General features: G+C 63.9%; 19 protein-coding genes and 1 pseudogene. 6 read left to right on the forward strand and 14 right to left on the reverse strand.

Annotated features, from left to right (window positions below; all coding sequences use genetic code 11):
- Positions 1–13: 13 nt before the first annotated feature.
- Both NKI69_RS28055 and NKI69_RS28060 read right to left on the reverse strand, forming a co-directional pair.
- Positions 14–163, reverse strand: coding sequence for a glycine zipper domain-containing protein (locus NKI69_RS28055; RefSeq protein WP_023811827.1), 150 nt, complete (start codon positions 161–163; stop codon positions 14–16).
- A 21-nt stretch (positions 164–184) separates the two neighbouring features.
- Positions 185–664 carry an anthrone oxygenase family protein gene (locus NKI69_RS28060; protein WP_023811828.1) on the reverse strand — a complete coding sequence of 160 codons (480 nt, stop codon included), beginning with the start codon at positions 662–664 and terminating at the stop codon, positions 185–187.
- Positions 665–793: 129 nt separating this feature from the next.
- On the opposite strand from NKI69_RS28060, the gene NKI69_RS28065 reads away from it, so the two are divergent.
- Entirely contained in the window at positions 794–1435 is a 642-nt protein-coding gene (locus tag NKI69_RS28065) for a TetR/AcrR family transcriptional regulator (protein WP_023811829.1), read from the forward strand.
- Between the two features lie 65 nt (positions 1436–1500).
- Here the strand turns inward: NKI69_RS28065 and rpmE are convergent, their stop codons facing one another.
- Positions 1501–1722 (reverse strand): 50S ribosomal protein L31, encoded by a 222-nt coding sequence (rpmE, locus tag NKI69_RS28070; protein WP_023811830.1) that lies wholly within the window; start codon positions 1720–1722, stop codon positions 1501–1503.
- A gap of 206 nt (positions 1723–1928) precedes the next feature.
- On the opposite strand from rpmE, the gene NKI69_RS28075 reads away from it, so the two are divergent.
- Positions 1929–3728, forward strand: coding sequence for an ABC transporter transmembrane domain-containing protein (locus tag NKI69_RS28075; RefSeq protein ID WP_023811831.1), 1800 nt, complete (start codon positions 1929–1931; stop codon positions 3726–3728).
- Between the two features lie 31 nt (positions 3729–3759).
- On the opposite strand, the gene NKI69_RS28080 is transcribed toward NKI69_RS28075, so the two are convergent.
- Positions 3760–5247: a carboxypeptidase M32 gene (locus NKI69_RS28080; protein ID WP_352722981.1), complete on the reverse strand. Its 1488-nt coding sequence runs from the start codon at positions 5245–5247 to the stop codon at positions 3760–3762.
- 140 nt (positions 5248–5387) lie between these two features.
- On the opposite strand from NKI69_RS28080, the gene NKI69_RS28085 reads away from it, so the two are divergent.
- Positions 5388–5741: a DUF1304 domain-containing protein gene (locus tag NKI69_RS28085; protein WP_023811832.1), complete on the forward strand. Its 354-nt coding sequence runs from the start codon at positions 5388–5390 to the stop codon at positions 5739–5741.
- 80 nt (positions 5742–5821) lie between these two features.
- Here the strand turns inward: NKI69_RS28085 and NKI69_RS28090 are convergent, their stop codons facing one another.
- From NKI69_RS28090 to NKI69_RS28130, 9 genes are all read right to left on the reverse strand, one after another.
- Positions 5822–6250: a hypothetical protein gene (locus tag NKI69_RS28090; RefSeq protein ID WP_023811833.1), complete on the reverse strand. Its 429-nt coding sequence runs from the start codon at positions 6248–6250 to the stop codon at positions 5822–5824.
- A 249-nt stretch (positions 6251–6499) separates the two neighbouring features.
- The gene (locus NKI69_RS28095) at positions 6500–7531 is read right to left on the reverse strand and encodes a peptidoglycan -binding protein (protein WP_023811834.1); all 1032 of its coding nucleotides are present in this window, start codon (positions 7529–7531) and stop codon (positions 6500–6502) included.
- Between the two features lies 1 nt (position 7532).
- Complete coding sequence (locus tag NKI69_RS28100; RefSeq protein ID WP_013529124.1) at positions 7533–8558, reverse strand: MotA/TolQ/ExbB proton channel family protein; 1026 nt, start codon at positions 8556–8558, stop codon at positions 7533–7535.
- A 104-nt stretch (positions 8559–8662) separates the two neighbouring features.
- On the reverse strand, positions 8663–9349 hold the full coding sequence (gene trhA / locus NKI69_RS28105) for a PAQR family membrane homeostasis protein TrhA (protein ID WP_031213453.1): 687 nt from the start codon (positions 9347–9349) through the stop codon (positions 8663–8665).
- A 106-nt stretch (positions 9350–9455) separates the two neighbouring features.
- Entirely contained in the window at positions 9456–10256 is an 801-nt protein-coding gene (locus tag NKI69_RS28110; protein WP_023811836.1) for an inositol monophosphatase family protein, read from the reverse strand.
- An 86-nt stretch (positions 10257–10342) separates the two neighbouring features.
- Positions 10343–10909 carry an elongation factor P gene (gene efp, locus NKI69_RS28115; RefSeq protein ID WP_013529127.1) on the reverse strand — a complete coding sequence of 189 codons (567 nt, stop codon included), beginning with the start codon at positions 10907–10909 and terminating at the stop codon, positions 10343–10345.
- Between the two features lie 174 nt (positions 10910–11083).
- Complete coding sequence (locus NKI69_RS28120; protein WP_023811837.1) at positions 11084–12124, reverse strand: tetratricopeptide repeat protein; 1041 nt, start codon at positions 12122–12124, stop codon at positions 11084–11086.
- A 1-nt stretch (position 12125) separates the two neighbouring features.
- Complete coding sequence (locus tag NKI69_RS28125; RefSeq protein WP_352722982.1) at positions 12126–12773, reverse strand: thiamine phosphate synthase; 648 nt, start codon at positions 12771–12773, stop codon at positions 12126–12128.
- 132 nt (positions 12774–12905) lie between these two features.
- On the reverse strand, positions 12906–13811 hold the full coding sequence (locus NKI69_RS28130; RefSeq protein WP_023811839.1) for a DMT family transporter: 906 nt from the start codon (positions 13809–13811) through the stop codon (positions 12906–12908).
- 132 nt (positions 13812–13943) lie between these two features.
- Between NKI69_RS28130 and NKI69_RS28135 the strand changes: the two genes are divergently transcribed.
- From NKI69_RS28135 to NKI69_RS28145, 3 genes and pseudogenes are all read left to right on the forward strand, one after another.
- The gene (locus tag NKI69_RS28135) at positions 13944–14423 is read left to right on the forward strand and encodes an Lrp/AsnC family transcriptional regulator (protein ID WP_023811840.1); all 480 of its coding nucleotides are present in this window, start codon (positions 13944–13946) and stop codon (positions 14421–14423) included.
- 99 nt (positions 14424–14522) lie between these two features.
- Positions 14523–15252, forward strand: a pseudogene (locus tag NKI69_RS28140) (class I SAM-dependent methyltransferase).
- 118 nt (positions 15253–15370) lie between these two features.
- Positions 15371–16141 carry a sulfite exporter TauE/SafE family protein gene (locus tag NKI69_RS28145; RefSeq protein ID WP_023811841.1) on the forward strand — a complete coding sequence of 257 codons (771 nt, stop codon included), beginning with the start codon at positions 15371–15373 and terminating at the stop codon, positions 16139–16141.
- A 33-nt stretch (positions 16142–16174) separates the two neighbouring features.
- Here NKI69_RS28145 and NKI69_RS28150 read toward each other — a convergent pair whose 3' ends face one another.
- Positions 16175–16726, reverse strand: coding sequence for a DUF2269 family protein (locus NKI69_RS28150; RefSeq protein ID WP_023811842.1), 552 nt, complete (start codon positions 16724–16726; stop codon positions 16175–16177).
- Positions 16727–17001 lie beyond the last annotated feature (275 nt).

The raw sequence follows: 17001 nt of genomic DNA on the forward strand, positions 1-17001 counted from the left end.
GCCGGCGCTGCCGTCACTTGCGTCGCCACGCTCCGAAGGCGGCGCCAATCGCAATACCCACGGCGACGCCCATCGGAAGGTCATCCAGAGCGGTGCCGATCGCGGCACCGACACCAACTCCGATGGCCATGCCGAAGGCCATATTTGCGTATTGATCCTTCATCGGTCGCTCCATCCATCGTCGTCAACGCGTGGCGAACCAGAAGGATGCCAGCGCGGCTATGCCGCTGATGGTGCGGACATGGTTCCACATCACCCATTCATGGAGGTAGCGTGGCCACAGGCCTGCGCCATTGCTGCTGGCCAGATCGACGGCGGCGAGCGCATCGTTGAGCGGGACGTTGAAGATCATCGTGACCACCACGATGCCGATGAGATAGAGCAGGCTGCCGGCAATCAGCCAGAGCGAACCCGGCTGGCTCCAGCCAATCACCGCACCGATGGCGACAAGGACGCAGACGAGCGCCGTGCCGAACAGCGCTGTCATGAACAGCGGGGTCACAGCTGTGACATTGATCGAATTCATCGCGGCAATGCCGCTTGTGGCTGGCATGCGGGCGAGGCCCGGCATGACGAAGCTGGAGAAAGCAAAGAAGACGCCGCCGACGACGCCTGAGCCGAGTGCGGCAATGAAGATGAGGGTGGGAAGAAGTTTCGCGATCATGTCATTTGCTCCATATGCCCGTTGTGTTTTCCTTTGCGTCAAAATATGAACAATCCTCACATTTGCAAAACGTGATAAACCCTCGTATTTTGCGAGTCAAGCGATTTTGATTGCATTTGGAGTCAGTCATTGGAAGACACGGCAGCCCCCGTTTCCGCACAGGAGCAGGTTGCTTCACCGCGCCGGGCGCCGAGCCAGCAGCGTAGCCGCGAGCGGGTCGAGCGCATGCTGGCCGCTGCCTCGGCGCTGATCGCCGAGCAAGGCAGCGATGCCATGCGCATGGGAGAAGTGGCGGAACGGGCCGGTGTGTCGATCGGCTCGCTCTACCAGTTCTTTCCCGACAAGCGGGCGATCGTCTGGGCGCTGGCCGAGCGCTACACCGCCGAAAGCCAAGCCTGCATCTCGGCGGCACTCGCCGGCGTCAGCGACGCCGAAGGCCTGCAGTCCGCGTTTTCAGAGTTAGTCGACATCTATTACCGGCTGTTCCTGGCCGAGCCGGTGATGCGCGACATCTGGTCGGGCACGCAGGCCGACAAGGCGCTGCGCCAACTCGAACTCGCCGACAGCCGCGCCAACGCCGAATTCCTCACCGCGGTGCTGAAACGGCTGCGGCCGGCGGTCGATCCGGCGACACTGGAAACCACGGCGTTTCTGGTCTGGCAGATGGGCGAGGCCGCCATGCGGCTGGCGATCTCGGTTGAGCGCCAGGAGGGCGACAGGCTGGTCGCCGCCTACAAGCGCATGGCGCTAAGGGAATTGCTGGCCGAGTAGCGCCGCGCCGCAACAAAAAACCCGCCACGGAGGCGGGTTTTTTGTTCCGTGAAAGCTCGTTGAGCTTAGATGCCGAAACCTTCGAAACGCTTCTTGAACTTCGACAGGCGGCCGCCGCGGTCGAGCAGGGTCTGCTGGCCGCCGGTCCAGGCCGGGTGGGTGGTCGGGTCGATATCGAGGTTCATCGTATCGCCTTCCTTGCCCCAGGTCGAACGGGTCGTGTATTCGGTGCCATCGGTCATGACGACCTTGATGGTGTGGTAGTCGGGATGAATAGCGCTCTTCATGGCTCGGTTCCTGGCTTGCCGGCGCTGCCGACGGGCATAAGCCTGCGTCGATGCGCCTCTTTTTAAAACTCGAAGCCGCAGCTATTGAGGAGCCACGGCTTCTAAAACGGTCGGCGAGCCTATACATCAGCCGGAATTGAATCACAAGGCCGCGGCAAGCGCATATTGAGGCGTAGACCCCAAGGGCGGCTGGAGGAAACATCGGGATGGCGCAAATCACCAGCGCAGACGAGCGCCGGCGTTCGCTCAAGCCGCTCCGGCGCCTGTTCCCGTACATCACGCACTATCGCACACTGGTCGTCGGCGCCATTATCTCGCTGGTCATCGCGGCGGCAACCACGCTGGCGCTGCCGCTGGCGGTGCGACGCATGATCGATCATGGCTTCTCGTCGGCCAGCACCACCTTCATCGCCGAATATTTCGCCGCTCTGGTGGCGATGGCCGCCGTGTTGGCGGCAGCATCGGCCGGCCGCTACTATTTCGTCATCACGCTGGGCGAGCGCGTCGTCGCCGATATCCGGCGCGATGTGTTTGCCCATGTGACGACGCTGTCGCCTGCCTTCTTCGACACCGCCCAGTCGGGCGAGATCGTGTCGCGGCTTGCCGCCGACACGACGCAGGTCAAGTCGGCGGTCGGAGCGACGGCCTCGGTGGCGCTGCGCAACGTAATCCTCGGTCTTGGCGCGGTGGGGATGATGGTCATCACCAGTCCGAAACTATCAGGCCTCGTCATATCAGCCATTCCTGTCATCGTGCTGCCGCTGGTCGCTTTCGGCCGTTCGGTGCGGCGCAAATCACGCCAGGCGCAAGATACGCTTGCCGATGCCACCGCCTATGCCAGCGAACAGATCGGCGCGGTGCGCACGCTGCAGGCCTTCACCAATGAAAAGCTGGTCACCGGGCATTTCTCGGCCGCGGTGGAAGCTGCTTTCGAGGCGGCACGCTCCTCGATCTTCGCGCGCTCCTTCCTTACCTTCTTCGCCATTTTCACCATCTTCTCGTCCGTCGTGGCGGTGCTGTGGTTCGGCTCGCGCGACGTGCTCGAAGGCTCGATATCGCCGGGTACGCTCGGTCAGTTCCTGCTCTATTCGGTGTTCGCCGCCGGCGCGCTGGGCGCGTTGTCGGAAGTCTGGGGCGAGCTTGCGCAAGCGGCGGGTGCCGCCGAACGGCTGACCGAGATCCTGGCCGAGAAGCCGGCGATCCAGGCTCCCGCCGATCCGAAGCCGCTGCCGGCCGTCGCCAAGGGCGCGATCGCCTTCGACAATGTCTCCTTCTCCTACCCGGCAAGGCCCGACCGCGCCGCCGTGCACGGCTTGAGCTTTCAGGTCATGCCGGGCGAGACGGTGGCGATCGTCGGGCCGTCAGGGGCCGGCAAGAGCACGGTGTTTTCACTGATCCTGCGCTTCTACGATCCCGAAACAGGCAAGATCCTGATCGACGGTGTCGACGTGCGCGAGGCCGATCCCGTTTCGGTCCGCCAGCGCATCGCAATCGTGCCGCAGGACGTCACCATTTTCGCGGCAAGCGCGCGTGACAATATCGGTTTCGGCCGGCCGGGAGCCAGCAAGGCCGAAATCGAGACGGCGGCGAAGGATGCACTTGCCGATGAATTCATCCTCAAGCTGGAAAAAGGCTATGACAGCCAGGTCGGTGAGCGCGGCGTGACGCTGTCAGGCGGCCAGCGCCAGCGGGTTGCGATCGCCCGCGCCATCCTGCGTGACGCCCCGATCCTGCTGCTCGACGAGGCCACCTCCGCCCTCGACGCCGAAAGCGAGACGCTGGTGCAGACGGCGCTGGAACGGCTGATGCAGGGCCGCACCACGATCGTCATCGCCCACCGCTTGGCAACGGTGCTGAAGGCCGACAGGATCCTGGTCATGGATGGCGGCTCGATCGTCGAGGAAGGCACGCATCAAAGCCTTGTCGCCAAGGGCGGCATCTATGCGCGGCTGGCCAAGCTGCAGTTCGAAACCGGCGCCAGTGCTTTCAGGGGCGCGGCGGAGTAGGCAGAACCAACTACGTTCCTGATGTGCCGCTCTACGCGGTTCCGTAGCGCTGCTTCAGATGGTTCACGAAATAGGTGGCGTTGAGCTTTTCGCCGGTGGCGCGTTCGAGCAGATCCGGCGTCGACCAGCGTGATCCCTGCGACCAGATTTTTTTGCGGCGCCACTCGTTGATCGCCTCGAAATTGCCTTTGGCGAGATCGTCATCGGCGGCAGGATGATCCCGCGTCAGCGCCGCCCATTGCTGCGCCGCCATCATCGCGCCCAGCGTATAGGAGGGGAAATAGCCGAAGGCGGCCCCTGGCCAATGCACGTCCTGCATCGGTCCGTCGGCCGGATTGTCGATGGTGGAAAGACCGAGGTAATCGCGCATCTTGGCGTCCCAGGCTTCGGGCAGGTCGGCGACCTCCAGCCGGCCCGCGACGAGCTCCTGCTCCAGTTCGTAGCGCAGGATGACATGCAGGGGGTAGGTCACCTCGTCGGCATCGACACGGATCAGGCCGCGCTCGACGCGATGCACATGCGGCAGGATATCGTCGAGCGACCAGGCTTCGCCGAGATGCTTTTCGACCACCGGCAGGGCCCAGCGCCAGAAGGCCGGGTTGCGGCCTAACTGCTTCTCGACGAACAGGCTCTGGCTTTCATGCACGGCCATGCCGCGCGCTTTGCCGAGCGGCCAGTGCGACCATGCCTTGGGCAGGTTCTGTTCGTAGAGCGCATGGCCGGTCTCGTGCAGCACGCCCATCAGCGCCGACAGGAAGTCGGACGTCTTGTAGCGGGTGGTAATGCGCACGTCGCTCGGCACGCCGCCGCAGAAAGGATGGTGCGACACCGACAGCGACCCGTGCGTCAGGTCGAAGCCGACCGCCGCCATCATCGCAAGGCCGAGCTCGCGCTGCCGGTCGATCGCATAGGTGCCTGAGAGCGGCTTCAGCGGGCGCTTGCGCAGCCGCGCGTCCTGGACCGCCAGCGCCTCCGGCACGAAGCTTTTCAGGAAAGCCTTCAGGTCGGTGAAGACTGGCGTGATGTCGGCGGTGCGGTTGCCGGGGTCGTATTGCTCCATCAGCGCGTCATAGGGGGCTAGGTCGAGCACATCGGCACGCAGCGCCGCTTCCTCGCGCACCAGCGCCACGACGCCCTCCAGCGCCGGCTGGAAGCCCGCCCAGTCGTTCTTGGCGCGCAGGCCGCGCCACAGCTGCTCGCAACGCATGCGCGCGGTCGTCTGGCGTTCGACGAATTCGACCGGCAGGCAGGTCAGGTTGGTGTATTGCCGCCGCAGTTCCGCGACAGCAGCCCGCTGCTCTTCACCAAGCGCCTCGCCTTCGGCCGCGGCGATCCAGTCCGCTATCTCCGGCGCTGTTGCCCTGGTGTGATACATGCCGGCCAGTGCCGCCATCGCCTCGGCACGCTTCTCGCCGCCGCCGACGGCCATGTGGGTGGCTTCGTCGGCACCGAGGATGGCCAGCGCATGCTCGAGCGCTTCGAGCTTGTGACCGAGGTCATCGAGTTTCTGAAAGGACATGGCGGCTTCCGTGATTGGGGACGGCGCGAAAAGACACCAACGCAAATGCGTTGGCAACCCTCAGGCACCGCGCAACGGACGCATCTTGCGTGGGGGCGGTCATGCGTGAAATGCTGCCGGCAACAATTGGGGGAAACAACATGATCGGCAACATCCTGGTCGGGCTGGTGGCCTTGATCCATGCCTACATCGTCTATCTGGAGATGGTGTTGTGGGACACGCCGCGTGGGCACAAGGTATTCAATCTGACGCCCGAATTCGCCAGTGCCTCGAAGGTGCTCGCCGCCAATCAGGGGCTCTACAACGGGTTCCTCGCCGCCGGCCTGATCTGGGGGCTTTACCTCGGTGCGGCCGGTTTTCAGGTCAAATTGTTCTTCCTGTCGTGCGTGGCCATTGCCGGCCTCTATGGCGCGGCAACGGTTGGCCGCAAGATCCTGTTCATCCAGACCGTGCCGGCGGCGGTTGCCCTGATTGCGGTGTGGCTCGGCTGGTAAAAAGGACGCCCGCGGGAGCCCCCCGAAGGCGTCAGGCGGTCCCTTCCTCTTGGACCGTTTCAGCCGTCCTCTTGGACCGTTTAGCCGTTCGGGTAATTGCCGCCGTCGGCGCCGTCGCCTATCAAAAAACCACTGCCGGTATCGACCATCAACCGCTGGTCGATATTGTCGAGACGACGCAACAGGTCATGGTATTGCGCGGCCGGTATCCTGCCATGATAGGACGCGGCGACTTTCTCGGCCGTTTGACCGATGTAGGCCGTGCGCATTTCCAGGCGTTCCGCCACGGCTGGGGTGATGTTGTTGGCCTGTCTCGCGTCCACGATGCCCTGATGCACGCCCTGCACCTGTTGGATGAGCGCCTCGACACGCGGGCCAGTCATGTCGGTCGGATCGGTCGCGTCGAGAGCGCCTTTGTGATGGCCCGCGGCATAGGCGCCGGCAAGCGGAACGGCGATGAGGAACGCCGTGAGTGTCGCAGTTCTAAGCGAGGTCTTGAAAGAGCGCATCACGCGTCTCCTCTTGTAGAGGAAAGCGGCGGTTGTCCGCCCGCCTTCCGGCCTTGGGCCGTCCGGTTCCGTCGCGTCGCGATGAGCGGGGATTCATCGCCGGCGGTTCTCGGCCCAGGCGGCAAGCTAGGACCGCCCCGCGACAATGTGTAATTAAAAAAAGATAATCTTTTCAGGCCTTGCCGGCCTCGATATGCGCCCTAGAGTTGAGCCGACGAACAAGTTCGCGTGAGTTCGCGTGATGATGGATCAACGTTCGGTGAGCTTCAGTTCAATACGGCGGTTCTTGTTGCGCGCCTCTTCGGTGTCGGCGGGATCGAGCGGCTGGAACTCACCGAAACCGGCGGCGACGAGCCGGTTGGCAGGCACGCCGTTTTCGATCAGGAATTTCACCACCGAGGTCGAACGGGCCGTCGACAGTTCCCAATTGTCACGGTAGCGGCCGGCGCCGGAGAGCGGCTTGTTGTCGGTGTGGCCGTCGACGCGCAGCACCCAGTTGATCTCGGGCGGGATTTCCTTCTGCAACTCGATGATGGCGTCGGCGAGCTTCTTCATCTCGACCTTGCCGGCATCGTTGATCACCTCGGAGCCGGTCGGGAACAGCACTTCCGACTGGAAGACGAAGCGGTCGCCGACGATGCGGATGTTCTCGCGGTCGGCGAGGATTTCGCGCAAGCGGCCGAAGAAGTCGGAGCGGTAGCGGTTCAATTCCTGCACGCGCTGCGCCAGTGCGACGTTGAGGCGACGGCCGAGGTCGGCGATCTTGGTGTTTGAATCGCGGTCGCGGATTTCGGAGACGTTGAGCGCATCCTCGAGCGCGCCGATCTGCTTGCGCAGTGCCGCGATCTGCTGGTTGAGGATCTCGACCTGGCTCAGTGCCTGCTGGCTGATCTGGCGCTGGCTGTCGAGTTCGCCGCCGAGCGCCGCGGCGCGCTGGTTGGCGGCGTCGCCGGCGCCCGCACCTTGCGCCAGCAATTGCTGGAGCCGGCTCCTTTCCGCTTCCGCCGCCGACAGCGATGCCTGCAGATTGGCCAGCGAGTCATCCTTGTCCTGCGCCGTCGAGCGCTCCAGCGCCAGCAGCTGCGTCAGTTCGTTGATCTGGGAGTTGAGGCGCGAGAGTGCCGTATCCTTGCCGGAGATTTCGCGTCCCAGCAGGAACTGCGCCAGCACGAAGACCGTGAGCAGGAACATGATGGCCAGCAGCAGCGTCGACAGCGCGTCGACGAAGCCCGGCCAGTAGTCGATGCGGCGATCGGTGCGCCGGCCCCTGGCGAGTGCCACTTCAGTGCACTCCGGGCTTCTTCAGGGCATCGGCGATCTTTTCCAGCGTGTTGCGCATCGCCTTCTGCTCGTCGGACTGGGCCTCGACCCAGTCGCGCATGATCTGCTGTTCCGAGCGCATGTTCTTGACCAGGCCGGAAATGCCGTCGGCGAGATTGGCCATGGCGGTGGCGACGCGCGGGTTGGAGCCGCCGCCATTCTCCTGCATGCTGCGCAGCCGTTCCGACAGCACCCGGATCTCGTCGGAGGATTCGGTCTTGGCTGGGTCGGCGACGACGATGTCCGACGACAGGTCGGTCACCGAGGAAAGCCAGTTTTCCAGTTCGGTGTAGAAGCGCGTCTGGGCGCGGCCGGCCTGTAGGTCGAGGAAGCCGAGCACCAGCGAGCCGGAGAGGCCGAACAGCGAGGACGAGAAGGCCGTGCCCATGCCGGCCAGCGGCGCGGAAAGCCCCTGCTTCAGGGAATCGAGCACCGCGGCGGCGTCACCGGTGCCGGGATCGAGCGATTCGATGGTCTCGCGGATCGAGCCGATGGTGTTCAACAGGCCCCAGAAGGTGCCGAGCAGGCCGAGGAACACCAGCAGGCCGACGAGATAGCGCGAGGTGTCGCGGCTTTCGTCGAGGCGGGTGGCGATGGAATCGAGCATGGTGCGCATCGAACTGGTCGAGAAGGCCATCGCCGAGGAACGGCCGATCATCGCCTTCATCGGCGCCAGCAGCACCGGTTCGGTCGTCTCCGAGCCGGCACGGAAGGAGTTGACCCAGCGCACTTCGCGAAACAGTCGTCCGACCTGGGCGAAGGCCAAAAGGATGCCGACCACCAGCACGCCGACGATCAGGCCATTGAGGCCGGGATTGCTGCCAAAGGCGGTCGAGATTTGTCGGGTCAGAATGGCGGCGATGAAGGCGACGATGACCAGGAAGATCACCATGGTCAGCAAAAAGACCTGCGGGCTCGATAGTTTATGCGGGTCGTAGATCAGGACATCAGAACGTCTGCCCATGCCGAAGGATCTGAGAAAAGCCATCCGTGCCCCGTTTCCGATGCCGCCGCCGATCACGTAAACCGCGACTCTAAACGGAATTGTGACTAAATTGAATGGCGCTTGGCAATATTGCCGCGTCGATAGTGTCAGAGGCGATTGATGACCAGACAGTCGACCATGGCGGCCAGATGCAGGCCGGCGCCGGTGATGACGAAACCGTGCCACAGCGCGTTGTGGAAGCGCAGCCCCTTCCAGGCGAAGAAGATGACGCCGCAGGAATAGACAATGCCGCCGGCGACGATCAGCGCTATCGATGTCGTCGGCAGCGTCTGGACAAGCGGCTTGACCAGGATGATGCCGCTCCAGCCGATGGCAAGATAGAAGCCGATCGCCAGCCGGTCGAAACGGCCGGGAAAGAACACCTTGATGGCAATGCCCAGCACTGCCGCGGTCCAGACCAGCACGATCATCCAGCGCGCCAGCGGCGAGCCTTCGAGCTGCGCCAGAAAAGGCGTATAGGTCGCGGCGATCAGCAGATAGATCGCGGCGTGGTCGAAACGCCGCAACACCCATTTTGCCGGAGACGACACCGGCCACAGATTGTAGGTCATCGACACCGAGAGCACGGTGAGCAGCGAAACCACGTAGAAGGCGGCGGCGATATATTCGCCCGGTCCGACACGAAACGCCGCCAGCGCCAGCAGTGCCGAACCGGCCGATATCGCCAGCACGATGCCGACCGCGTGGACGATACCGTCTGCGATCATCTCGGCACGCGAATAGTGCCAGCGTCCGATGAACGGGATATCGGGGTAGGGTTCGTTGTCTCTCACTAAGCCGGGTTCCTGCACCGCGCCCTCCAATTTGGGCGCATGCCGGGCAGTATTTCAAGCTTTCGTTGCGGTTTTGCGACTGCGGCGCATCAGCGCGGCGTGCCTGTCAGCGGGAGGAGAGCGGCTTCTTGACGACCTTCAGCAAAGCGCGCTGGATGACCTCGTTGCCGGCGACGACCGAACCGTTGTCGAGCATGTCCTGGCCGCCGTCCATGTCGGAGACGAAGCCGCCTGCCTCGCGGATCAAAAGCAGCCCGGCGGCGATGTCCCAGGCCGACAGGCCGGTTTCCCAGAAGCCATCCATGCGGCCGGCGGCGACATAGGCGAGATCGAGCGAGGCGGAGCCGAGGCGGCGGACGCCGGAAACCTCGGCCATGACGTTGCGCAGTTCGACCAGGAAATTGCCGTGGTGGCCGCGGCCGAGATGCGGCATGCCGCAGCCGATCACGGTGTCGACCAGCTTGATGCGGCCAGCGACGCGCAAGCGGCGGTCGTTCATGAAGGCGCCGCCGCCGCGTTCGCAGGTGTAGAGTTCGTCCATCGCCGGATTGTAGATGACGCCGGCGACGATCTGGCCCTGGCGCTCCAGCGCGATCGAAACGGCAAAGAGCGGAATGCCGTGCAGGAAATTGGTGGTGCCGTCGAGCGGGTCGACGATCCAGCGATGCTGGCCGTCGTCGCCTTCGACCACGCCGCGCTCTTCCATCAGGAAGGAATAGCCGGGCCGAGCCTTGGACAGTTCGGCAAAGACGATGTCCTCTGCCTTGCGGTCGGCCTGGCTGACATAGTCGCCGGGGCCTTTCATCGAGACCTGCAGGTTCTGCACCTCGCCGAAGTCGCGCGACAGCGAGCGGCCGGCCTTCATTGCGGCCTGGACCATGACGTTGAGAAGGGCTGAGCGTGCCATAGTGCTTTTTCCCGGTGCTGCGCTTTAAACTCCGCCTCGATGCATGTCGGTGACCCAGAACCGAGGCCACTTTTGGGCGACATGCGTCAGTCGGCGCGGCGCACGTAAGTGATTTCGTTGGTGTCGACGATGATGCGCTCGCCGGCGCCGATGAAGGGCGGCACCAGGACGCGGATGCCGTTCTCCAGGATCGCCGGCTTGTAGGACGATGCCGCCGTCTGGCCCTTCACCACCGGGTCGGCCTCGGTGATGGTCAGCGTCACATAGTCGGGCAGCGAAATGCCGATCGGCCGCTCTTCGTAAAGCTGGACCGTCACCATCATGCCGTCCTGCAGGAAGGCGGCGCGATCGCCGACGAAGTCCTTGTTCAATTCGAGCTGCTCGTAGCTCTGGGTGTCCATGAACACCAGTGCGTCTTCCTGCGCGTAGAGGAAGGAAAAATCCTTCAGGTCGAGCCGGATCTGTTCGACGGTCTCGGCCGAGCGGAAGCGCTCGTTGAGCTTGGTGCCGTTGATGAGGTTCTTCAGTTCGACCTGATTGTAGGCGCCGCCCTTGCCGGGCTTGACGGTGTTGGTCCTGACCGCCACCCAAAGGCCGCCATCATGCTCGATGACATAGCCGGGACGGATTTCGTTGCCATTGATCTTGGCCATGATGAGATGATCCGGAATGATGCCAACGGCCACGCCGTTGGTATGGGATGTTCGCTGGGAAAGCGATTTCGGGCTCCCAAGACCACAAATCGCCAGAAGAGGCAAGGGAGCGGGCAGGTCGGTGCCAGGCGAGGGGAGCCGAGGTTACACTTGCAATGACCGCGAGAACCGCCGTCAAGGCAGCCGGTTGGCCTTCTGCAGCGCCTGCTTGGTCTGGTCGTCGTCCAGCCCCTGCAGGAAGTCGTCCATCTGGGGGTCGATGAGGCCGGCACGACGGGCGACGACGTACCAGGCGCCGGCAAGCACAAGGTCCGGATCGGTGCCGATGCCTTGCATGTAGAGCTTGGCCAAGCGGTTCTGGGCGGCGACATTGCCGCCTTCCGCCGCCTGCTTCATCCAGCCGAAGGCGGATTTCAGGTCGCGCGCACCGCCGCGGCCTTCGATCATCCAGGCGGCGAGATCGATCTGCGCGGTGTCGTAGTTCTGCCTGGCTGCCTGCGCCAGCAGGCGCCTTGCCTGGGCGTCGTCGCGTGGCTTGCCGCCGACGCCATTGGCGTAGATCTGCGACATCGCATATTGCGCGTCCGCGAGGCCGGTCGCGGCGGCGCGCTCATAGTAGGAGACCGCCTTGGCCATGCCGGCATCGCCGGGGTCCTGCTGGACCAGCATCTGCGCGAAATTGAATTGCGCCAGCCGGTTGCCGGCTTCGGCGGCGGCCTGCATCAGGGCATAGGCTTCTTTTCCATCCTTTTTGACATAGCGGCCGTCGAGCAGCATCAGCGCATACTGGAACTGCGATTCCGGCACACCCTGTTCGGCGGCCAGCGCGTACCATTTCGCCGCCTGCGCCGAATTGACCGGTACACCGAGCCCCCGCGACAGGATCTCGGCCACCAAGGTCTGCGCCGCCGGATCGCCGTTTTGCGCCCGGACCAATGCCAGATTGTAAGCTGTCTTGTAGAGACCGCGCTGGAAAGCGCCATAGGCCGCGTCGGCGGGTTTTGCACCGAAGCGGTCGGGATTGACCGTGTCGGCCGACGGCAGCGGCGCCGGTTCTGCCGTGGTGGCGGGCTGCAGCAGCGGCTTGTCGATCGGCTTGTCGGTGTGCACGCCGATTTCCGGCTTGGGCTGCGGCAGCGGGATGGTCTCCGCGGCCGCTGCCTGGACCATCAGCATCGCAAGCAGGGCCTGGAGGGGAAGCCTCGCCGAGGGCACGTCAGTCCTCGAAGCGTGGCGCGGTTTCGTCGAGCAGCGCGTTGGCGCTGGCGACCGCTGTCCTAGGATCGGTGCCGTCGGCGAACACGGCGCTCGACAGCGCCACGAATTCGGCACCGGTGGCGCCCACGGCTTCGACCGAGGCGATGTCGGATCCGGCCATGACGATGCACGGGATTTGGATCATATCCGCCCACCATCTGCCGAGCGACAGGTTGCGCGGGTGTGGTTCGGGCTTGTTGTCGTAGCCGAAGCGGCCGAAGAAGATGTAGTCGGGCCGTGTCTCGCCAAGCTCGAGCGCGTCGTCACGCGTCTTGGCGCCGCCGGTGCCGACCATCATCTTTGCCTGGAAGTGTTCGATCGTCTCGGCCAGCTCGGCCTTGGAGACCTCGACATGGATGCCGTCGGCCTGGACGCGGCCGGCTATGCGGGTGTCGCCGGCGATAATAACGGCCGCACCGGCGGCTTGCGCTGCCGGCACGATCTGTTCGGCGAAAGCCTGGAAGGAGGCCTCATCCATGCCGTTCTCGGGCAGGATCAGCGAAGCGACGTCGCCGCCTTCGAATGTCGCGGCGATTCGGGCCGCCGGCACGCCGGGCGGCGCGATCAGCACAATGCGACAGCGGTTGGGGGGCGTTGCGTCATTCATGGTTCTTCGGGTCCCGCGTTTCGCCTATGCCGGGCGAAGATGGTTGGATTGCGGCATAGAGCAAAGTGCCCGCTTTGAACAGGCGGGCAGCCGGGATCGCGATGTTGGCCCGCCAGACGCCGGCGGACCGCTTTACTTGATCGGGTGCGGGCTTGCGATGGGCGGTTTGCCCTTCCACAGCGTCCAGCCGAGATTCATGCCGGCGGCGGCGATCAGGATGGCGGTGGCGCCGACGATCTGGCTCAGATGCAGCCGATGGCCGAACGCGACGACATCGACCAGGATGGCGACGACGGGGTAGATGAAGGACAGCGACCCCTGCAGATGCGTCGGCAGCTTCTGGATGGCGCCGTACATCAATATGTACATGAGGCCGGTGTGGACGATGCCGAGCGTCGCCAGCATGGTCCAGCTCCACGCATCGGCCGGAAGCTGGGAAAAATTGGCGAACGGCGCCAGCATGACCACGCCGACGCAGACCTGGATCAGCGCGATCAGGTGCGGCGGCGTGCCCTTGAGCTTCTTGGTGACGATAGCGGCGACGGCCCAGAAGAAAGCCGCGCCTAATGCCATGACGATGCCGGTAAAGTAATCCGTCCCGACATCACCGGCGTCGGGAGCGGCCTCAACGATCAGCACCATGCCGGCGAAGGCGATGGCCAGCCAGGTCAGCTTGGTCAAGGTCAGCCGCTCGGCGAAGAAGAGCGCGCCGAAGCCGACCAGCATGAAGGGCTGCGTGTTGTAGACGGCGGTGGCGATCGAGATCGACGCGCGGGAGAAGGCGCTGAACAGCAAAAGCCAGTTGACGACGATGGCGACGCCACCGAGCGCGGCGATGCCGATGATGCGCAACGACAGTCGGTTGCGCAGCAGCCCCAGGGCGGTGCCGATGATGAGCAGCGTCAGCGCGCCGAACGCGCAGCGCCAGAACACCACATCCATGATCGGCTGGCCGGACAGGACGACGAACCATCCGATCGTTCCCAGGATCGCCATTGCGGCGGACATTTCGACCGTGCCACGCACTGTATCGTTCACAACAAACCTCCGTATCAGTTAAACCGTCATAATCTCATGCGGAAACGCGGCTTTCCATCCGATCAGAAAGGATGTATGAATAAGTTACCTAATTATATTAGGCGGTGGTTCCAAATCAGCGAGAAATGTAGAATGCTTGATGATCTCGACCGAAATCTCCTTGAAATCCTGGTCAAGGATGCGCGGACCTCGCTGAAGGAGCTGGCCAGCCAGGTCGGGCTGTCGTCGCCAAGCGTTTCGGAGCGGCTTCGACGGCTCGAGGAGCGCGGCGTCATCCGGGCGTTCACTGTCGAGATCGATCCGCTGGCGCTCGGCTATACCTTGCAGGCGATCGTGCGCATCCGGCCTCTGCCGGGCAAGCTGCACATCGTCCAGAAGCTGATCGAGGAAATCCCCGAATTCGGCGAATGCGACAAGGTGACGGGCGATGACTGTTTCGTCGCCCGGCTGTTCGTGCGCTCGATCGGTGATCTCGACGGGATTCTCGACCGCATCGCCGACAAGGCCGAGACCAGCACCGCCATCATCAAGGCGCAGCCGATCCGGCGGCGGCCGCCGCCGCTCGATGCAACCGCGCCTCGTGACAGGGTAAAGGCCTTGCAGGCTTCCTGAGCCAGGCTGGGCTCGGCCATGTTTTCAGAGGGCCGATCGAAGCCGGGTGGAAAGCCGGGCCGGTTGGTTAGGGTGCCGGCCAAACGAATCGAGACCGTCATGGCGCAGAATATATACGACCGGGAGGATTTCTTCGCAGGCTACAGCCAGCTCGGCCGTTCCGTCGAAGGTCTGGATGGCGCCGCCGAGTGGCCGGCGCTGCGCGCGATGCTGCCTGATGTCAGCGGCTCGAGAGTCGCCGATCTCGGCTGCGGATTCGGCTGGTTCTGCCGCTGGGCGCACGAGCACGGGGCGGTGCATGTGCTTGGCCTGGACCTGTCGGAAAAGATGCTTGCCCGGGCGAGAGCGGCCGGCCCGGACGCCGGCATCACCTATGAGACGGCCGACCTCGATCAGCTCAGCCTGCGGCAAGCCAGCTTCGATTTCGTCTACAGTTCGCTCGCCTTGCACTATGTCGAGGACGTGATGCGTCTGTTCAGGACCGTGCATCAGGCGCTGGCGCCCGGCGGGCATTTCGTCTTCTCGACCGAGCATCCGATTTTTCATGGCGCCGACCAATCCCGGCTGGGCAATCGATGCCGAGGGCCGCAAGACATGGCCTGTCGACCAGTACCTGGTTGAAGGACCGCGCCGGACGGACTGGCTGGCCAAGGGTGTGGTGAAACATCACCGCACGATCGGCACCACGCTCAACGCTCTGATCCGGTCCGGCTTCACCATCGACCATGTCGAGGAATTCCGCCCGACCGACGCACAGATTGCGGCCAAACCCGAACTGGCTGAGGAGCTAGAGCGGCCGATGTTCCTGCTGGTCTCGGCCCGCCGATAGGCAAAGGCGCCGACAGCCAAGGGATGGGGCGGCCCTGCCGATATTTGTTGTCGCCCCGCTCGGGATTCTGGGCTATTCAAGCGTCGATACGCTTTCCCTCCAGACCAGTCCCCCTCCCATGTCCGGCCTGCTTCTCGATCCGTGGTTCTACGCGGCTGCCCTTCCGGCGGTCATTCTGGTCGGCCTGTCCAAGGGCGGCTTCGGCGGCGCCGTCGGTTTCGTCGGCGTGCCGCTGATGGCGCTGACCATGCCACCGGTGCAGGCAGCCGCCATCCTGTTGCCGATCCTGTGCTTGATGGACATCGTCTCGGTGTGGACATGGTGGGGGGTCTATGACCGCAAGATGCTGATCGACATGATGCCGGGCGCCGTCATCGGCATCGGCCTTGGCTGGCTGACGGCGGCACTGGTCACCGAAGAAGCGGTGCGGCTGATCGTCGGCGCCGTCGCCATCATTTTCGTCCTGCGCTGGCTCTATCTGCAGTTTCGCCATGGCGCCAACCACGCGGCCAAGCCCAACCGTGTCGCCGCCGCCGTCTGGGGCACGGTCGCGGGTTTCACCAGCTTCGTCGCCCATGTCGGCGGGCCGCCCTTCCAGGTCTATGCCTTGCCGATCCGGCTCGATCCGAAGGTTCTGTCGGGCACCGCCGCGATCTTCTTTGCCGCCACCAATGCGCTGAAGCTTGTGCCTTATTTCGCGCTCGGCCAGTTCGACACCGCCAATCTGACGGCATCGGCGGTGCTGATGCCGCTCGCGCCGCTGTCGACCATTGCCGGGGCCTGGCTGGTGCGCCGGATGCGGCCGGAAACCTTCTATCCCTTCACCTACGCAACCGTCGCGGTCGTGGCGCTGAAGCTGCTGTGGGATGGCATCGCAGGTCTTATGTAGATAGGCGGCTGCGCCGCCGCCCGTCATCAGGGGTCAGGCAGCGCTCGGAACCAGGCGATGGTTGCCGCCAAAGGCCAGTGTGGCGCCGATCAAGACGACCAGCACCATGCCGGCGAGGATACCGATGTCATGCACGGTCGGCTTGAGCACCATGTCGGCAATGATGACCAGCATCACCGCATAGTCGAAGCGCGCCGCGCTCATCATACGCTGGCCGATGGCAAGAACCTCTGGTGTGACGCCCTCCTTGGCGATCATTGCGCCCATGCGCTCGCCGGTCGGCTTGAAGATGAACATGCCGATCGAAAAGGTCGTGGCGTAGCCGGCCAGGCCGATGAGGATCCATAGGTCGGAGAAGCCGACCCAGAACCAGCACATGATGAGGCCGAAAATCAGCGTCAGCATCGACATCGGCGCAAAGAACCTGCCGCCCAGCTGACCGCTGGCGCGCATTGCCTGCAGTTTTTCCTCTATGTTGCCCGCCCGCTCGGCAAGCATGCCCAGCAGGAACAGCACGAAGCCGCCACCGACCCACAGAATGGCGGTAGTGACGTGGAGGAATTTGACGATCGAGTACCAGTCCATGGGTTGCTCCTGCAGTGTCTGGTCAGGTTTGCGGCAGCGCTGATTTGCGCCGGCCGTCAGAGGAGCGGGCGTTTAGCGTGGCGCCTGTTTCGGAACGATGTCGCGAAAAATCCGGCTCTGTTTCAGCCTTCCCTCAACGTACGAAGTCGCCGAGATTGTGAATGCACTATCTGATTTTCTGCTAATATACGGATGTCGGGAGGGGTTGGCGCGACATCGTCCGGATACGCTGCCGATGCTAGTGCGCCAGTGCCGGGAGCCCGGTGGCGACAACA

This window comes from Mesorhizobium sp. M0491 (genome assembly GCF_040321265.1).
Taxonomy (GTDB): domain Bacteria; phylum Pseudomonadota; class Alphaproteobacteria; order Rhizobiales; family Rhizobiaceae; genus Mesorhizobium.

Excerpts from the sequence above, each read along its gene's own strand:
- NKI69_RS28055 (WP_023811827.1), bottom strand. The coding sequence starts at position 163 with ATGAAGGATCAATACGCAAATATGGCCTTCGGCATGGCCATCGGAGTT.
- NKI69_RS28060 (WP_023811828.1), bottom strand. The coding sequence starts at position 664 with ATGATCGCGAAACTTCTTCCCACCCTCATCTTCATTGCCGCACTCGGC.
- rpmE (WP_023811830.1), bottom strand. The coding sequence starts at position 1,722 with ATGAAGAGCGCTATTCATCCCGACTACCACACCATCAAGGTCGTCATG.
- NKI69_RS28075 (WP_023811831.1), top strand. The coding sequence starts at position 1,929 with ATGGCGCAAATCACCAGCGCAGACGAGCGCCGGCGTTCGCTCAAGCCG.
- NKI69_RS28080 (WP_352722981.1), bottom strand. The coding sequence starts at position 5,247 with ATGTCCTTTCAGAAACTCGATGACCTCGGTCACAAGCTCGAAGCGCTC.
- NKI69_RS28085 (WP_023811832.1), top strand. The coding sequence starts at position 5,388 with ATGATCGGCAACATCCTGGTCGGGCTGGTGGCCTTGATCCATGCCTAC.
- NKI69_RS28090 (WP_023811833.1), bottom strand. The coding sequence starts at position 6,250 with ATGCGCTCTTTCAAGACCTCGCTTAGAACTGCGACACTCACGGCGTTC.
- NKI69_RS28100 (WP_013529124.1), bottom strand. The coding sequence starts at position 8,558 with ATGGCTTTTCTCAGATCCTTCGGCATGGGCAGACGTTCTGATGTCCTG.
- NKI69_RS28110 (WP_023811836.1), bottom strand. The coding sequence starts at position 10,256 with ATGGCACGCTCAGCCCTTCTCAACGTCATGGTCCAGGCCGCAATGAAG.
- efp (WP_013529127.1), bottom strand. The coding sequence starts at position 10,909 with ATGGCCAAGATCAATGGCAACGAAATCCGTCCCGGCTATGTCATCGAG.
- NKI69_RS28125 (WP_352722982.1), bottom strand. The coding sequence starts at position 12,773 with ATGAATGACGCAACGCCCCCCAACCGCTGTCGCATTGTGCTGATCGCG.
- NKI69_RS28135 (WP_023811840.1), top strand. The coding sequence starts at position 13,944 with ATGCTTGATGATCTCGACCGAAATCTCCTTGAAATCCTGGTCAAGGAT.
- NKI69_RS28145 (WP_023811841.1), top strand. The coding sequence starts at position 15,371 with ATGTCCGGCCTGCTTCTCGATCCGTGGTTCTACGCGGCTGCCCTTCCG.
- NKI69_RS28150 (WP_023811842.1), bottom strand. The coding sequence starts at position 16,726 with ATGGACTGGTACTCGATCGTCAAATTCCTCCACGTCACTACCGCCATT.